Source organism: Bradyrhizobium sp. WCU1, assembly GCF_053474805.1.
Map to the genome: position 1 here is coordinate 7,426,475 of NZ_CM130280.1, position 15,654 is coordinate 7,442,128.

15 protein-coding genes are annotated in these 15,654 nt (G+C 66.2%); 4 read left to right on the forward strand and 11 right to left on the reverse strand.

The genetic code is table 11. The features are described 5' to 3' along the window. Positions 1 to 8 precede the first annotated feature (8 nt). Positions 9 to 1,100, reverse strand: a complete 1,092-nt coding sequence (locus tag ACTUWL_RS34855) for a lysine-2,3-aminomutase-like protein (RefSeq protein WP_021081157.1) — start codon at positions 1,098 to 1,100, stop codon at positions 9 to 11. Further along, positions 1,097 to 2,149, reverse strand: a complete 1,053-nt coding sequence (epmA, locus tag ACTUWL_RS34860; protein WP_021081156.1) for an EF-P lysine aminoacylase EpmA — start codon at positions 2,147 to 2,149, stop codon at positions 1,097 to 1,099. The genes ACTUWL_RS34855 and epmA overlap by 4 nt, the downstream gene beginning before the upstream one ends. A 380-nt stretch (positions 2,150 to 2,529) precedes the next feature. Here epmA and efp point away from each other — a divergent pair, with 380 nt between their 5' ends. After that, entirely contained in the window at positions 2,530 to 3,096 is a 567-nt protein-coding gene (gene efp, locus ACTUWL_RS34865) for an elongation factor P (RefSeq protein WP_021081155.1), read from the forward strand. A gap of 50 nt (positions 3,097 to 3,146) precedes the next feature. Continuing rightward, positions 3,147 to 4,724, forward strand: coding sequence for a peptidase M23 (locus ACTUWL_RS34870; protein ID WP_035652753.1), 1,578 nt, complete (start codon positions 3,147 to 3,149; stop codon positions 4,722 to 4,724). Between the two features lie 240 nt (positions 4,725 to 4,964). Here the strand turns inward: ACTUWL_RS34870 and ACTUWL_RS34875 are convergent, their stop codons facing one another. From ACTUWL_RS34875 to ACTUWL_RS34890, 4 genes are all read right to left on the reverse strand, one after another. Further along, positions 4,965 to 5,366 carry a chorismate mutase gene (locus tag ACTUWL_RS34875; RefSeq protein WP_374044865.1) on the reverse strand — a complete coding sequence of 134 codons (402 nt, stop codon included), beginning with the start codon at positions 5,364 to 5,366 and terminating at the stop codon, positions 4,965 to 4,967. Positions 5,367 to 5,471: 105 nt separating this feature from the next. Next, entirely contained in the window at positions 5,472 to 6,365 is an 894-nt protein-coding gene (locus ACTUWL_RS34880) for a dihydrodipicolinate synthase family protein (RefSeq protein ID WP_021081152.1), read from the reverse strand. Between the two features lie 179 nt (positions 6,366 to 6,544). Beyond that, a complete protein-coding gene (locus tag ACTUWL_RS34885; RefSeq protein WP_021081151.1) occupies positions 6,545 to 7,051 on the reverse strand; it encodes a cupin domain-containing protein in 507 nt (168 codons plus the stop codon). 37 nt (positions 7,052 to 7,088) lie between these two features. Continuing rightward, entirely contained in the window at positions 7,089 to 7,568 is a 480-nt protein-coding gene (locus ACTUWL_RS34890) for a carboxymuconolactone decarboxylase family protein (RefSeq protein ID WP_021081150.1), read from the reverse strand. A gap of 83 nt (positions 7,569 to 7,651) precedes the next feature. Between ACTUWL_RS34890 and ACTUWL_RS34895 the strand changes: the two genes are divergently transcribed. Continuing rightward, a complete protein-coding gene (locus ACTUWL_RS34895; protein ID WP_021081149.1) occupies positions 7,652 to 8,224 on the forward strand; it encodes a MarR family winged helix-turn-helix transcriptional regulator in 573 nt (190 codons plus the stop codon). 111 nt (positions 8,225 to 8,335) lie between these two features. After that, positions 8,336 to 9,571 carry a lytic murein transglycosylase gene (locus tag ACTUWL_RS34900; protein ID WP_021081148.1) on the forward strand — a complete coding sequence of 412 codons (1,236 nt, stop codon included), beginning with the start codon at positions 8,336 to 8,338 and terminating at the stop codon, positions 9,569 to 9,571. A 62-nt stretch (positions 9,572 to 9,633) separates the two neighbouring features. On the opposite strand, the gene ACTUWL_RS34905 is transcribed toward ACTUWL_RS34900, so the two are convergent. The 5 genes from ACTUWL_RS34905 to ACTUWL_RS34925 form a co-directional block, all read right to left on the reverse strand. Then, the gene (locus tag ACTUWL_RS34905; RefSeq protein WP_021081147.1) at positions 9,634 to 10,446 is read right to left on the reverse strand and encodes an SDR family NAD(P)-dependent oxidoreductase; all 813 of its coding nucleotides are present in this window, start codon (positions 10,444 to 10,446) and stop codon (positions 9,634 to 9,636) included. A gap of 18 nt (positions 10,447 to 10,464) precedes the next feature. Beyond that, a complete protein-coding gene (recJ, locus tag ACTUWL_RS34910; RefSeq protein WP_021081146.1) occupies positions 10,465 to 12,306 on the reverse strand; it encodes a single-stranded-DNA-specific exonuclease RecJ in 1,842 nt (613 codons plus the stop codon). Positions 12,307 to 12,361: 55 nt separating this feature from the next. After that, complete coding sequence (locus ACTUWL_RS34915) at positions 12,362 to 13,081, reverse strand: haloacid dehalogenase type II (RefSeq protein ID WP_021081145.1); 720 nt, start codon at positions 13,079 to 13,081, stop codon at positions 12,362 to 12,364. Between the two features lie 165 nt (positions 13,082 to 13,246). Then, the gene (gene glpX, locus ACTUWL_RS34920) at positions 13,247 to 14,245 is read right to left on the reverse strand and encodes a class II fructose-bisphosphatase (protein ID WP_021081144.1); all 999 of its coding nucleotides are present in this window, start codon (positions 14,243 to 14,245) and stop codon (positions 13,247 to 13,249) included. A gap of 79 nt (positions 14,246 to 14,324) precedes the next feature. Next, entirely contained in the window at positions 14,325 to 15,644 is a 1,320-nt protein-coding gene (locus tag ACTUWL_RS34925; protein ID WP_021081143.1) for a homoserine dehydrogenase, read from the reverse strand. Positions 15,645 to 15,654 lie beyond the last annotated feature (10 nt).

Here is a 15,654-nt window from a genome sequence, read left to right on the forward strand (position 1 = left end):
TTGCCGCCTCAGGATTGCGGCGGGTAGGAATGAACGTCACCGCAATAATCGACGATACGGTACCGCCGTTCCGCGCCATCTTCACGTTCGCGGGAAACCGGCTGCGACAAATAGGTCGGGCCGATCGGCGCCTTGCCGTGACCGCCGGGAATGTCGAGCACGTAATCCGGCTGACAAAGTCCGGAGACGCGCCCGCGCAGGGCCCGCATCAGCTCCTGCCCGGCTTCGATCGTGGTGCGCAAATGCGCGGTGCCGGGCGCAAGGTCGCCATGGTGCAGATAATAGGGCTTGATCCGGCACTCGACGAAAGCGCGCATCAGCGCCGTGAGCGTCGCCGCATCGTCGTTGACGCCGCGCAGCAGGACCGACTGGCTCACCAATGGAATGCCGGCGTCGGCGAGGCGTGCGCAGGCCGCGCGGGCATTGGCACCGAATTCGCGCGGATGATTGGCGTGGATCGCAATCCAGGTGGTTGCCCCTTCCACCCGCAGCGCCGCGATCATCTCGGGATTGATACGTTCGGGATCGGCGATCGGAACGCGGCTGTGGATGCGGATGATCTTCACATGATCGATGGCGGCGAGATCGGCCATGATCTCGGCGAGCCGGCGCGGCGACAGCATCAACGGATCGCCGCCGGTCAGGATGACCTCCCAGATCTCCGGATGGCTGCGGATGTAGTCGAGCCCCGCGCGGTAGGCATCGTCCGACAATGCCGAGGCCTTTCCCGGCCCGACCATTTCGCGGCGGAAACAGAACCGGCAATAGACTGCGCAGACATGGACGAGCTTGAACAGGACCCGGTCCGGATAGCGATGCACGATCCCACCGACCGGCGAACGAGCGTCGTCGCCGATCGGATCGGCGTTCTCGCCGGGCTGCTCGACGAGCTCGTCGGCGCTCGGGATGAACTGCCGCGCGATCGGGTCGGCTGGATCGGCCGGGTCGATCAACGCGACGAGCTCCGGCGTCACCGCGACCGCATAGCGCGCCGCCACCTGTTCGAGCTCGGCAACGGCGTCGACCGGCGCGAGGCCGGCATCGATCAGCTCGCGCGGCTGGCGCAGCGTCGCCGCCAGTTTCGGATCGATCCTGTTCATGGCTCTCCCGCAGGCGGCGTCCAGACCACCTGATCAATTCGCGGCGCGCCGCTCGCCAGCATCACCAGCCGGTCGAAGCCGAGTGCGACACCGCTCGCCTCCGGCATCCGGCCGACCGCGGCAAGGAAATCGTCGTCGAGCGGATAGCGCTCGCCGTAACGGCGGGCCTTCTCGTCCATCGCTGCGGTGAAACGATGGCGCTGCTCGGCCGCATCGGTCAACTCGCCAAAGCCGTTGGCGAGTTCGACCCCGCAGGCATAAACCTCGAAGCGCTCGGCGACGCGCGGGTCGCCCGCCTTGGTGCGCGCCAGCGCCGCCTCCGGCGACGGGTATTCGAACAGCACCGTCAGACGGTCCTGTCCCAGATTGGGCTCGACATGCTCGACCAGCACCTTGCTGAAGATGTCCGACCAGGTGTCGTCATCGGCGATCCGCACCCGCGCGCCCGCGGCCGCCGCCAGCGCTGTGCGGTCGCCCTCGCCGCCCGCGATCGTCGCCAAAAGGTCAATGCCGGCCAAGCGCTCGAAAGCTGCCGCGACCGTCAGCAGCTCCGGCTCGGCAAACGGATCGGCCGTCTTGCCGCGGAACGAAAACCGCCCGATCCCGGTCGCCTGCGCGGCATGGGCGATCACCACGATGGTATCGGCCATGATGGCGTCATAGCCGGCGGCGGCCCGATACCATTCCAGCATGGTGAATTCGGGCAGATGCAGGTCGCCGCGCTCGCGATCGCGGAACACCCGCGCGAACTCGTAGATCTTCGGCTCGCCGGCCGCGAGCAGCTTCTTGCATGCGAATTCCGGCGAGGTGCGCAGATAGCGCGTCGCGGCAGAGCCATCGGCCTGTCTGAGCTCGGTCCGCGGCGCGTGCAGATGCGTCTCGTTGCCCGGCGATATCTGCAGGATCGCAGTCTCGACCTCGGCAAAGCCCTGCTCCTCGAACCACGCCCGGAGCGCCCGCGTGATCGCGGTCCGCGCCTGCAGGAACGGCCTGCGGTCGGCGTAGCGCCGCGGCGTCCACCAGGGCGAGGGCTGGTCCTGACCCGTCATCGCCAGCGGGTCCGCATGGAATCGACATCAACAAGCCCCCACCCCGGCTCAGGAGTCGGACATAACCAGTTGATTCGAAGCAGATTCATGGTCGGTATGGCCTTGGTCACCGGGAACGCGGCAAAGCTGATCCCTTCTTGTCGAAAGATGCCGGCCTTGTCCATGCGCCACCGCGGCCGGACCGAAGCGGATGGCCCGATCCGGCCCGAAAGCGGAGCCGATCCCGCGTGGCCGGAACGGTTGGCAACCTGCCGAATTCGGCCGCAAAAGACTGGCATCTCAGGGACAAATCAGTATGTTGCAGCCCGAAATCGTCGCCACGGCCGAGGCGCTGCCGAACCGGTTGGCACCCTCACGTTCTCAAATTCAGGAAAACACCTTTGAAAGTCATCGCCAGTTCCATCCGCAAGGGCAACATCATCGAGCAGGATGGCAAGCTCTATGTGGTCCTCTCCGCCGAAAACATTCATCCCGGCAAGGGCACCCCCGTCAGCCAGATCGAAATGCGCCGCATTGGCGACGGCGTGAAGGTGTCGGAGCGCTACAAGACCACCGACCAGGTCGAGAAGGCCACCGTCGAGGACCACAATTACAACTACCTCTATGAAGACGCCGACGGCTTCCACTTCATGAACAACGACAATTACGACCAGGTCCAGGTCTCCAAGGAGATCGTCGGCTCGTCGGCGCCGTATCTGCAGGAGAACATGACCGTCAAGCTGTCGATGCACGACGGCAATCCGGTCGCGATCCAGCTGCCGCAGCGCGTGACGCTGGAAGTGGTGGAGACCGAGCCCGTGACCAAGGGCCAGACCGCCTCGTCGTCGTACAAGCCCGCCGTGCTGTCGAACGGCATCCGCACCGGCGTGCCGCCGCATGTTTCCACCGGCACCCGCATCGTTGTCATGACCGAGGACGGTTCCTACGTTGAACGCGCCAAGGATTAGGCGCAAGGATTAGGCGCTAGTCTCTCTGGAGACTCGAACCGGGGGGTGCAGTGAACAGGAAGGTGGTCAGCTTCATTACTTGCTGGCTGGCAGCCCTGGTCTCGCCTCCTCCCGGCGCTCATGCCGACGAATTCCGGACGCCTTCGATCTCGGCCATGCGGGTCGAATGGCGCTCGGTGCTGGATCAGCTCCGGCAGGAGATCGCCACCCGTCCGGCCATCGTCTCCAGCTTCAGCTTCGCGGCACAGCGCCGCGTCCCGGCCTCCGATCCTCGCACCATGCCCGCGCTGGTGCAGCTGAACGCTCTGACCTCGCCGCTATTCCCCGGCATTGCGCAGAGCCCGATCCCGGTGCTGCTGCCATTCGATCCCGCAAGCTATCTCGAAGCCCGGCAAGGCAGCGCGCCAGACGGCCTGCCGGTCGCGCGCTACCAGGCCGATTTCCGCGCGGCCGACGTCTTCCATGCCGGCGCGTCCGGCTATGACGCCGTGTTCTCGCTCGATCCCGGCGCGGGCGACGGCATGCCGTTGCGGACGTTTGCTAAGCCGGTCGAGGTGCAGATCTCGGGCTCGATCCTGGTCTACGACCTCGCCGACCGGCTCGGCGGCAAGGGCGAACCGGTCAAGGCTCTGGTCACGCAGTTTCCGGACCTGCGCCGCTTCATCCGCGAAGGCTATGTCCGCTACGCCTTCACGCGTTTCGGGATCCCCTATGTCGTCTCGATCCAGTGCCTCGACAGCGCGCCGAGATCGAAGCGGCTGGCGTGCCGCGAGACCTACCCGGTGGCCGAACGATTTTTGAAGGCGTTGCGCATCGCCGGCGGGCAGCCGTCGCGGCCGCGCAACGATACGGCTGCCGACTCCGCCGAGCGGCCGATCGTGCAATCGGCCGACTTCACCTACCGCCCGAGCGGCGACATCATCGCGGGCAGCGGCGGACGCCGGCAGCAGGGCGGCCATCCGGACTTCACGGTCTATTCGCAGATCCGCTTTCCGCTGGAGAAGGCGCCGGCCTTCGCCCATTCGCAGTCGTTTCCGAAGCGCGGGCGGGTCGACGAATATCCCTGGCAGGACAATTTCTGCGAGGCGCGCAGTTTCGAGGTCGGCCAATGCGCCAGCGGCTTCGGCCATCAGGGCCAGGATATCAGGCCCGGCGCGTGTCCGGGCGACGGCAAGGACGGTTGCGACCCCAGGCAGCAGGTGGTGGTCGCGGTGCGCGACAGCATCGTGATCCGCTCGGCGCAGCAGCAGGCCGCGACGTTGCAGGTCAACACCCGCACCGAACATGTCCGCTTCCGCTACATGCACATGAACCCGTCCGTGATGGACGCCGACGGCCTGCTCAACGGACGCCGCCTCAGCGAGGGCGAGAAGATCGGCGTGGTGTCGAACTATCTCGACCATCCCAACGGCACGTCACGGCACCTGCATTTCGACGTGCAGGTGTTCACGCGCGACGGCTGGCTCTGGGTCAATCCCTACACCACGCTGGTGTCGGCCTATGAGCGGCTGATCCACGGCCGCGGCCGCGAGATCGGACCGGAGCCCGGCCCCGCAGCGGCCGTGGCGCACGCATTGTCCGACGATGTCGTGCGTCGCATCGACACCCAGGAAGGCGGCGGCAATTAAAGCATAATGAGATTAGGTTGAGCTGGCACGGCGTCGAAAGTTCACCTCTCCCTTGGGAGAGGTCGATTTGCGCAGCAAATCGGGTGAGGGGTTGCGGTCTACCGAGAGAGCAAGAGCCCTCACCCGGATTGCTGCGCAATCCGACCTCTCCCCGCCGGGGAGAGGTGAAGCAAGACCGCGCCAAGCCTATTCAACCAAAACTCATCCCGCTTTAGCGCCTGCGGCGCCACCGGCATTCGACTACTTCTTCCAGGGCGCGTCGCCCCGCGCCGCGGCGTCCGCGAAGACGCCCTGCTCGTAATCGATGAAGGCGCGTATCATGGCGCGGTAAGCGGCTTCCGCAACCTTGGGCGACAGCCCGTCTGCATCGGCGAGCGCCATCGCCTTCTTCACGACGGCCTCGGCGCGCTCGGGCGCCTCGACCTGCGCGGGGTTGGCCTTGAAGCGGGCGGCCTCATGGACGTAGCGGCCGCGCTCGGCCATCAGGCGCACGATCTCGCGGTCGAGCCGGTCGATGTTGCCGCGCACCTCGCCAAGCGTCCTGCAGCAGGCGCCGTTGTCGACGGTGGGATTGCCCCACAGTGCCGGCGCATCGGTTGCAGGCTCCTCGGCCCACGCCACCGCGGGAATCAGAATCGTCAATAGAGCCACCGGCAATCGCATCGAACGCCTCCCAGTCAGCGCGCACGCCCAGCGATTGTTATGCCGATTTTATGCGCGGATGGAAGCTCGGCGACCTCAGAGCGATCAACCGATGTCCATTGCGGCCAACACCTCGCCCACCTTCGCCTGGGCGTCCGGCGGCAACGGCAGGATCGGACGCGGCGGCTCGGCCGCGCAGATTCCCCTGAGATTGGCGATCGCGTAGACGACGCGCAGGCTCGAGAATGTCTTGAGCAACTGCCAGACCGGTTGCAGCCGCGCATCGAGCTGCCGCGCCCTGGCGGCATCGCCACTTGCCACGGCGCGGACGATGTCGAGGCAGACCTTGGGGAAGATTCCGGCGAGGACGCTGTACCAGGTCTCGCCGCCCGCCAGCAGCGCCTCGGTGCAATTCCAGTCGGCGCTGTAACCGAGCGAGAAACCGCCCGGCACGACAGCCCGCAATTCCGCGACATGGCCCGACAAGGTCGACGCATCCAGCGCAGGACTTTTCACCGCAATAATCCCGTCCACTCGACTCAAGCGGCCGATCAAGGCCGGCGTAAACCGAAAATGCGTGGTGCCCGGATTGTCGTAGATGCAGATCGGCAATCTGCTTTCACGCGCCACCGTTTGAAAGTGCTCGAAGACTTCATCATCGGTCAGGGGCGTGTAGGAAACCGCCGCCAGCAGGCCGGCCGCAGCGCCGGCGTCACGTGCATCTTGCGCCAGCTTCACCGCATCGTCGGTGCGGAGTGCGCCGACGCCGACCAGGATCGGCGTTCTGCCATCCGCCAGCGCTGCAGCCGCCTGCATCGCGCGGCGCCGCTCTTCACGGCTGAAATACGGATATGAACCGGTGCTTCCGAGCAGCCCGATCGAATCCACCTTCGCGGCGAGCAAGGGCTCCAGCAAGGCACGAAGCGCGCCGGCATCGACTTGCCCATCCCGTGACGAGGGCGTGATCGGGAACGCGGAAAGCCCCTTGAGATTGACCATTGATTGCTCCTGTTCGGTGCCGCCGCGCGAACGGCGAAATCGCATTCCGGCCGTGGCCGCCACGCCATCAATCGCCGTGCGCAGTACCCGTTGCAAGGTCCAGTTTGCTGCAGACTTCACAGCAAACTGGTCCAGCGCGCCACAGATCTCGCGATCCCTGGAAATTGCGTGGGGTGCGACTATTCGAGCATTGTCGTCAGCTGCGCGCCTTCGTCCGCGACGAACACCGCGATCAACTCCGCTGGCTCCGTGGTGCTCGCATTGGCCGACACCATGTGGGTCGAGCCCGGCGGCTCGAAGAAGGACTGGCCGACATGGAAGGTTTCGACCGGCCCACCGCCGAGCTGGGAGCGGATTTCGCCCTTGGTGATGTAGGCCGTCACCGAACCGGAGTGACGATGCGGCGGCGTGAAGCCGCCGGGACCGTAGAACACGCGCACCACGGTGACGCGCTTGCCCTGTACGTTCGGCAACGCATGCGAGGTGATGACCTCGACCTTGTCGAGCGGCGACGCCGCATTCGCGCTGGCGCATAGCGGCGCGATCATCGAGGAAATCGCGTCGAGCGGGGGCGGCAGCGCCTTGCCGATCACGAAGGCCGAAGCCAATCCCGCGATCGCGGCAAGCAAGACTGGCCGCGGCGGCCGCACGAATGAAAAGGATTCTGTCATCGCCATCGAGGTCATCGGTCGTTCTCCCCTGTCGATTGCTGTTGAATTCTTCTCACGATGTCGCGGCTGCGACCCGCTGCCGGCGCGGTGGCGGCGTCCAGCGATAGGCTGCGCCGAACCGGTTCCAGACATTGATCGAAGCGATCGCCGAGGTCAGGTAGGTCAGCTCCTTCTCGGAGAATTCGGCGGCGGCTTCGGCGTAGACCTCGTCGCAGACGCCGTTCGGCAAGGTCGTCAGCGCCTCGGTCCAGGCCAGCGCCGCGCGCTCGCGCGCCGAGAACTGCGGCACCTCGCGCCACACCACGACGAGATTGAGCTTGTCGATGGGCACGCCGAGGCTCTCGCCCTGCAGGATGTGATACTGCACGCAGAAGGCGCAGCCATTGATCTGCGAGGCGCGCAGCTTGACCAGTTCCAGCAACTGCTTGTCGAGACCGGCCTTCGCCGCGAACTGGCCGAGGTCACGCACGACGGCGAAGACATCGGGGGCGAGCTTCTCGAAGTCGGTGTATTCCTTGCGGGCATGTGACATCGGCTTGGCCTCATGTTATCAGTGTACTGACATATTATCAGAGCTCTGATATTGAGCAAGACGCAGACATTCGCGAAGGCAACATGGCGGGGATGCAGAAACGAGGGAAATCGGGCAGCGCCGAGCGGCGCCCGGCGGGGAACGCGGTGGCGCGCAAGGCGGCGATCGGGGCAGGACCGGCCGCAGACGCCCTGCCCGCCTCCGCCGTCCCGCCGCCCGGCAAAGGCAAGCGCGGCGAACAGGGTTATCTCGCGTATCTGTTGCGCCAGGCACATGCCGCTTCACGCCTGTCGATGGAGCGTGCGCTGGCGCAGCTCGGCGTCACCTCGCCGCAATTCGTCGTGCTCACGATGCTGAAGGCCTATCCGGGGCTCTCAGGGGCCGATCTGGCCCGGGTGGCGCTGCTGACGCCGCAGACCGTCAGCGTGATCATCCGCAACCTTGAGCGCGACGGCGCGATCCGCAAGTCGCCGCATCCGGTCCATGGTCGGGTGCTGCAATGGACCCTGACCAGCCATGGAACCACGCTGCTGGAGAAATGCCGGCATATCGCCCAGGCCCAGGAGCGCCGGCTCGCGGCCGGCCTCGATGCCAGATCGGAACAGGTGGTCCGGCAATGGCTGTCAAAAATCGCCACAGATTTGCAGGATAGCTAGAGCATGCCCCGGAAAAGTGGGAACCGGTTTTCCGAGAAGGGCATGCTCAAACAATGATCCTGCGGCGGCGTGGCTTTTGGCTCGCTCGATCGGCGCCGCTAGACTGGACGTATGAAACAGCCTGATTCTCCGAATTCCCCCGCGCGCCGCGCTGTCCTGAAGGCAGCGCTCGCCGCAGGCGTGACACTGACCAACCCGCTCGGCGTGCTGGCGGCGGCGCCTCCGGGCTTCGATCAATGGCGCGACAATTTTCGCGCCCGCGCGCTGGCGAAAGGCATATCGGAGGCGACCTGGAATCGCTGCATGGGGCGGATCGAGCCCGACATGAGCGTGTTCAAGCAGATGCGCAACCAGCCGGAATTCCACGAGCAGATCTGGCAGTACATCAACCGCCGCGTCTCCGACTGGCGCATCATTCATGGCAAGGAAGCGCTGAAGAACAATCAGGCGCTGTTCGCCAGGATCGAGCGCGACTTCGGCGTCGAGCGCGGCACGCTGCTCGCGCTGTGGGGCGTTGAATCAGCCTATGGCGATCCGCTGGTGCAGCAGAACCACATGACGCCGGTGTTTCCTTCGCTCGCAGCGCTCGCCTGGAACGAGCCGCGCCGCAAGGCCTATTGGGAGACCGAGCTGATCAACGCGATGAAGATCGTGCAGCGCGGCTGGAGCACGCCCGAGGAGATGAACGGCTCCTGGGCCGGCGCGATGGGCCATTCGCAGTGGATGCCGGAAGTCTGGCTCAATGTCGGCTTCGACTATGACGGCGACGGCAAGGTCTCGCCGTTCGGCCGGCCCGACGATGCGCTCGGCTCGACGGCGAAGTATCTCGTCAATCGCGGCAAGTGGCACCGTGGCGAGCATTGGGGCTACGAGGTCCGCGCGCCCGGCGGCAGCGCCAGCGGCAGCCGCACCTATGCGGCCTGGGCCAGCGCCGGCGTCGTCAGAGCCGATGGCCAGCCGTTCTCGCAGCCGAACGCGTCGGCGCAGCTCTGGATCCCGGTCGCCGGCGGCCCGGCTTTCCTGCTCGGCCCGAACTTCAACTCGGTGAAGAGCTACAATCCCTCGATGAATTACGCGCTGGCGATCTGCCATCTCGGCGACCGCTGTCTCGGCGGACCGCCCTTCATCCAGCCCTTCCCGGGCTCGGAGCGCGCGCTGACGCTCGCCGAGGTGCAGGAGATGCAGACGCGGCTGACCAAGGCCGGCTTCGACACCGGCGGCACCGACGGCCGCGTCGGCAACGACACCATGAAGGCGATCAAGGATTTTCAGATCAAGGCCGGCCTGCTGCCCGCCGATGGTTACGGCGGGCTCAAGGTGCTGGCGCGATTGCGGCAAGGCGGGTAGCTCGCAGAGACGACCGCGGTTGGGATGCAAATGCGCCGCTCATCTCCTCGCAATAACGGAAATCAGCTCGGCTGCCGCACCACGCCGCCGGCGTTCATGCCGCCGTCGATCACGAGCTCGCTGCCGGTGACGTAGCGCGAGGCATCCGAGGCGAGATAGAGCACGCCCTGGGCGATCTCGATCGCCTGGCCGGCGCGGCCGAGCGGCGTCGCGAACCTAGCCCGCTCCTCCGGATCGATCGGCGCGTTCTGGCCGGCGCCGGACGGGCCGGTCGGAATCTTGCCCCAGATCGGCGTGTCGATGATGCCGGGATGCACGGAGTTGACGCGGATGCCGTCGCCGACCTGCGCGCATTCCATCGCGATCGACTTGGCGAACAGCCGGACCGCGCCCTTGGTCGCGCTATAGCCGGAGAGCGTCGCCGCGCCGCGCAGGCCGGCCAGCGACGACATCATGATGATCGAACCGCCGCCATGCTTGCGCATCAGCGGCAGCGAATGCTTCACCGACAGGAACACGCCATCGATGTTGATGGCCGTCTGCCGGCGCCAATCCGCCAGCGACATCTCGACGATCGAAGGCGCCCCGATGCCGATGCCGGCGTTGGAGACCATGATATCCAGGCGGCCATGGCGCTTGCCGATCTCGGCGACGACCTCGATCCAGCGCTCCTCGCTGGTGACGTCCTGCGGCAGGAAGCTCACCTTGCGCCCGGCCTTGCTCAGCCGCGCTGCGAGTTCGGGTCCCCTCAATTCGTCGATATCGGTCGCAACCACCGTCGCGCCTTCCTGCGCCAGCAATTCGACGATCGCCTCGCCGATCCCCGATGCGCCGCCGGTCACCAGCGCGACCTTGCCTTCAACCTGTCCTGCCATGTCCTCTCCAAACGTTTCTTATCGGATCACCGTCGGGCCCTGATCCGGTGCCGCGACGTCCAGGACACGGAATTGCACACGTTCGTTGCCTTGCCAACGGTCGACTGCAAGAGAGCCCGCCACGTGCAATTGCTGACCGCGATTTTGCGTCAAGGCGCTGCCGAGCTTCTGTCCGACCGAGCGGAATGCGATACCGTTGACGATGGAGCCGTCGCCGGACTTGAAGCGCAGCCGCAAATGCGCCTGCCCGACCTCGTCGGCATAGACCAGCTGGTGCGACGGCAGCGCGATCACCGGCTCCGGATTGGCGCTGCCGAACGGCCCTGCGCGGTTGAGCGTCGCGGCGAATTCCGGCGTCACCGCGCGCGCGGTCACGGCACCATCGATGAACAGCTCGTTCTCGTGGCGCGAGTTGGCGACGTCGGCCGCCAGCGCGCTTTCCATGTAGGCGCGGAATTCGGCAAGCTTCTCCTTGCGCAGCGTCACGCCGGCCGCCATCGCGTGCCCGCCGCCCTTCATCAACAAGCCATCGTGCACCGCCTGGCGCACCGCCTTGCCGAGGTCGACGCCGCCGATCGAGCGGCCCGATCCGGTGCCGATGCCGCCCGGCTCGAGCGCGATCGCAAACGCCGGCCGCGCGAACTTCTCCTTCAGACGCGCCGCGACCAGCCCGACCACGCCGGGATGCCAGCCTTCCGCCGCAGTGACGATGACAGCGCCCTTGTCCTCGAGCCCGAGCGAAGCCAATGCCTCCGCTTCGGCCTGGGCTTCAGCCGCCTGCTCGATCACGCGCCGTTCGGTGTTGAGGCGGTCGAGCTCGGCCGCGATCCGCGCCGCCTCCGAGACATCGCCTTCGAGCAACAGCCGCACGCCGAGATCGGCGCGCCCGATCCGCCCGCCGGCATTGATGCGCGGCCCCAGCATGAAGCCGAGATGCCAGGCCTCCGGCGGGCCGTTGAGCCGCGCCACGTCCATCAGCGCGGTGTGGCCGACATGATCGCGGCGGCGCATCGCGATCAGGCCTTTTGCGACGAAGGCGCGGTTGAGCCCGATCAGCGGCGCGACGTCGGCGACGGTGCCGAGCGCGACGTGATGCAGCACGCTGAGCAGGTCCGGCTCCGGCATCTCGCGGCTCCAGAAGCCGCGCTGGCGCAGCTCGCGATTGACGGCGACCAGGGTGACGAACACCAGGCCGACGGCGGCGAGATGGCCAAGCCCGGAGAGATCGTCGGGCCGGTTCGGATTCACCAGCGCATCGACCTCGGGCAGTTCATCGCCGGTCTGGTGGTGATCGATCACGACGACCGACATGCCGAGCTTCTTCGCCTCCGCCAGCGGCTCGATGCTGGTGGTGCCGCAATCGACCGTCACGAGCAGCGTCGCGCCCTTGGTCGCCAGCGCGCGGACGGCGTCGACGTTCGGCCCGTAACCCTCGAAAATGCGGTCCGGAATGTGGATCAGCGGGTCGAGCCCGCAATGGCGCAGATGCCAGGTCAGCAGTGCCGCCGAGGTCGCGCCGTCGACGTCATAGTCGCCGAAGATCGCGACCTTCTCGCCACGAACAGCGGCATCCGCGATGCGCCTGGCGGCCTGCTCCATCTCGGTGATCGTGTGCGGATCCGGCATCAGCTTGCGGATGGTCGGGTCGAGGAAGTCCGTGACCTCGTCGATCGCGACATCGCGCCCCGCCAGCACGCGCGCCAGCATTTCCGGCAAATTGTGTCGCTGCACGATCGCGAGCGCCCGCGCCGCCCCGCGTGCATCGAGCCGGTCGCGCCAGAGCTTTCCGGTCAACGACCGCGTCACGCCAAGGAACGCCTGCGGCGCCTCGATCGGCAGTGCGGATGCGTGGAGCGTCATGATTCCCTATCCAATCACCAGGAATCGTAGCGCTTCAGTGAATCCCAGGCCAGTTCTAGCAGCCCATCCGGCCGGCGATTTCCCCGAAATCCTTGGCCACGATGTCCCAGCTGCCGGTGGCCTCGAAATCGACCTTCTGCAACGGACCGTATTCGGTCGGCCGCGCCACGAAGGCGGTCTTCAGGCCATGCTTCTGCGCGTGCTTGAGGTCGTAATTGTGGGCGGCAACCATCATCACCTGCTCCGGCGGCAGGCACAGCAGCTTCGCGGCGCCGAGATAGGTTTCCGGATCGGGCTTGTAATGCTCGAACAGCTCGGCCGACATCACGAGGTCCCAGGGAAGGCCTGCGAACTTCGCCATGTTGGTCAGCAGCGCGACATTGCCGTTGGAGAGCGGCGAGATGATATACTTGGTCTTCAGCCGGGTCAGGCCGGCGACGCTGTCCGGCCACCCGTGCAGGCGATGCCAGCCCAGCGTCAGATGATTCAGGTCGGCTTCGGTCAGCCCGTTGATGCCGAGCTGCGCGACCAGCTTCTCCAGCGAGCGGCGGTGCAGGACGTCGAGGATGACGTAGCCGTTCTGCGGGTTCTTGCGCACCTCATCCATCGAGGCCGTATAGACCGCACGCCAGCCGTCGACCAACGCGGTCCAGTCGGCCTTGATGCCCCGCGTCTCGCCCCACTTGGTGAAGTCGTTGATCAGGCTGGTGCGCCAATCGACCACCGTGCCGAACACGTCGAAGATCAGGGCCTTGACACCGGACAGATCGGACATGGGTTGCCTCCCGCTTTGTTATTCTTGCTTGCGTCACACTCTCTCTTCGTCATTCCGGGATGCGCCTCCTGGCGCAGGCCCGGAATCCATATTCATTGTCGTGGTTATGGATTCCGGGCTCGCGCTTCGCGCGCCCCGGAATGACAACCACTGCTGGGCCCGTTCTCAATCCAGGTGGAACTTCTCGAGCTGGCGGTGCTCGGCCTTGATGTAGCGCACGGTGCCGGTGACCGATCGCATCACGACCGTCTCGGTCTCGATCACGTCCTTCTTGAACTTGACGCCGGTCAGCAGCGAGCCGGTGGTGACGCCGGTGGCAGCGAACAGGCAATCGCCCTTCGCCATGTCCTCGATGCCGTAGATCATCTTCGGATCGGTGACCCCCATCTTGTGGGCGCGCTCGCGCTTTTCCTCGGTGTCGAGGATCAGGCGGCACTGCATCTGGCCGCCGATGCAGCGCAGCGCGACCGCCGCGAGCACGCCCTCGGGCGCGCCGCCGGTGCCGATATACATGTCGACGCCGGTCTCGTCGGGCTTGGCACAGTGGATGACGCCGGCGACGTCACCGTCGGTGATCAGCTGCACGGCAGCGCCGGTCGAACGCACGCTGTTGATGATGTCGGCGTGGCGCGGACGGTCGAGCACCAGCACGTTGATGGCGGTCGGGTCGACGCCCTTGGCCTTGGCGAGCCGGCGGACGTTGTCGGCCGGCGGCGCATCGAGCTCGATCACGTTCCGAGCGTAGCCAGGACCGATCGCGATCTTCTGCATGTAGACGTCGGGCGCGTGCAGCAGCGTGCCGCCGTCGGCCATCGCCATGGTGGCGATCGAGCCCGGCATGTTCTTGGCGCACAGCGTGGTGCCCTCGAGCGGGTCGACGGCGATGTCGACCTTGGGACCGGCGTTGAGGCCGACCTTCTCGCCGATGAACAGCATCGGCGCCTCGTCGCGCTCGCCCTCGCCGATCACGACCGTCCCCTCGATCGGCAGCTTGTTGAGCTCGCGCCGCATTGCGTCGACCGCAGCCTTGTCGGCGGCCTTCTCCTGGCCGTGGCCGCGCAGCCGCGCGGCCGACACCGCCGCGCGCTCCGTCACGCGCACGATTTCGAGCGTCAGGATGCGCTCGAGCAGCATCTGCGGCGGCACGGAAATATGGGTCGACATCGGCGTACTCCTTAAGCCTCGGGGACAGGCCAGCCTGCCCGCATGAATCGTCTCACGCCCGACCCGTTCAGGCCATGCGTTAGTTTTTCTCGATCCGGATCACCTGCGGCCTGCCGCTGATGACCTTATCGCGCTGCACTGCGGCCAACGCCCGATGCACGGCATCCTCGCTGGTCGCATAGGTAATCAGAATGACCGGAACCGGTGAAGGTTTTTTGGCCGCACCGTTAACATCGACGCCATCCGGATGCCGCTGCACGATGGATTCCAGAGATATCTTCTGTTCCGCGAGCCGGGTGGCGATTGTTGCGGCAGTGCCTGCAAGATCGCGCGCCATCAGGCGGATATAGTAGCCACCCTCATGGCGTTCCATCGGCGCCTTGGTGGTGTCGCGCAACCGCTCGACCGGACGCCCGAACGGCTTGGCGCGGATGCCGCGGGCGACGTCGGCGATGTCGGCGACCACGGCCGAGGCGGTCGCATCGCCGCCGGCGCCGGGGCCCACCAGCGTGATCGGCGGAATGCCCTCGCCGTCGATGGCGACCGCGTTGGTCACACCCATCACCTGGGCGATCGAGGATGATTTCGGCACCATGGTCGGGTGCACGCGCTGCTCGATGCCCTTCGCCGTGCGGACGGCAACGCCGAGCAGCTTGACGCGGTAGCCGAGTTCCGAGGCGGCCTTGAGGTCTTCGGGCGTGATCGAGGAGATGCCTTCGACATAGACGGCGCTTTCCGCGACCTTGGTTCCGAAGGCGAGGCTCGCCAGGATCGCGAGCTTCTGCGCGGTGTCGTGACCATCGACGTCGAACGACGGGTTGGCTTCGGCATAGCCGAGGCGCTGGGCGTCCTTCAGGCATTCCTCGAACGACAAGCCCTCCTGCTCCATCCGGGTCAGGATGTAATTGCAGGTGCCGTTGAGGATGCCGTAGACGCGGTTGACGCTGGTGCCGGCCAAGCCCTCACGCAGCGTCTTGATCACCGGGATCGCCGCACCGACCGCCGCCTCGAAGTTCAGCGCGCCGCCATGCTTCTCGGCGGCCGCGGCAAGCCGCAGGCCATGCTTGGCGATCAGCGCCTTGTTGGCCGTCACGACCGACTTGCCCGCCTTCAGCGCCGTCTCGATCGCCGACAGCGCGGGATCTCCGGCGCCGCCCATCAGTTCGACGAAGCAATCGATATTGGGATCCTCAGCCAGCGCCTGCGGGCTCTTCGCCCAGGCGATGCCGCGCAAATCGAGGCCGCGCTTCTTGGCTTTCGAGCGCGCCGTGACGGCGACGACACGGACGGGCCGGCCGCTGCGCTCGGCCAGCGCGCGTCCTTGCGTTTCGATGAGGCGGACGACATCGGCACCGACGGTGCCGAGCCCCGCTATGCCCACGTTCAGGGGTGCGATCATGAGATTAAGC

Bases quoted from the DNA above. Each gene is read 5' to 3' on its own strand.
- ACTUWL_RS34880 (WP_021081152.1), bottom strand. From the start codon at position 6,365: ATGGTCAATCTCAAGGGGCTTTCCGCGTTCCCGATCACGCCCTCGTCA.
- ACTUWL_RS34905 (WP_021081147.1), bottom strand. From the start codon at position 10,446: ATGGCAGGACAGGTTGAAGGCAAGGTCGCGCTGGTGACCGGCGGCGCA.
- ACTUWL_RS34885 (WP_021081151.1), bottom strand. From the start codon at position 7,051: ATGACCTCGATGGCGATGACAGAATCCTTTTCATTCGTGCGGCCGCCG.
- epmA (WP_021081156.1), bottom strand. From the start codon at position 2,149: ATGACGGGTCAGGACCAGCCCTCGCCCTGGTGGACGCCGCGGCGCTAC.
- ACTUWL_RS34890 (WP_021081150.1), bottom strand. From the start codon at position 7,568: ATGTCACATGCCCGCAAGGAATACACCGACTTCGAGAAGCTCGCCCCC.
- ACTUWL_RS34900 (WP_021081148.1), top strand. From the start codon at position 8,336: ATGAAACAGCCTGATTCTCCGAATTCCCCCGCGCGCCGCGCTGTCCTG.
- glpX (WP_021081144.1), bottom strand. From the start codon at position 14,245: ATGTCGACCCATATTTCCGTGCCGCCGCAGATGCTGCTCGAGCGCATC.
- recJ (WP_021081146.1), bottom strand. From the start codon at position 12,306: ATGACGCTCCACGCATCCGCACTGCCGATCGAGGCGCCGCAGGCGTTC.
- ACTUWL_RS34915 (WP_021081145.1), bottom strand. From the start codon at position 13,081: ATGTCCGATCTGTCCGGTGTCAAGGCCCTGATCTTCGACGTGTTCGGC.
- ACTUWL_RS34855 (WP_021081157.1), bottom strand. From the start codon at position 1,100: ATGAACAGGATCGATCCGAAACTGGCGGCGACGCTGCGCCAGCCGCGC.
- ACTUWL_RS34925 (WP_021081143.1), bottom strand. From the start codon at position 15,644: ATGATCGCACCCCTGAACGTGGGCATAGCGGGGCTCGGCACCGTCGGT.
- ACTUWL_RS34895 (WP_021081149.1), top strand. From the start codon at position 7,652: ATGGCGGGGATGCAGAAACGAGGGAAATCGGGCAGCGCCGAGCGGCGC.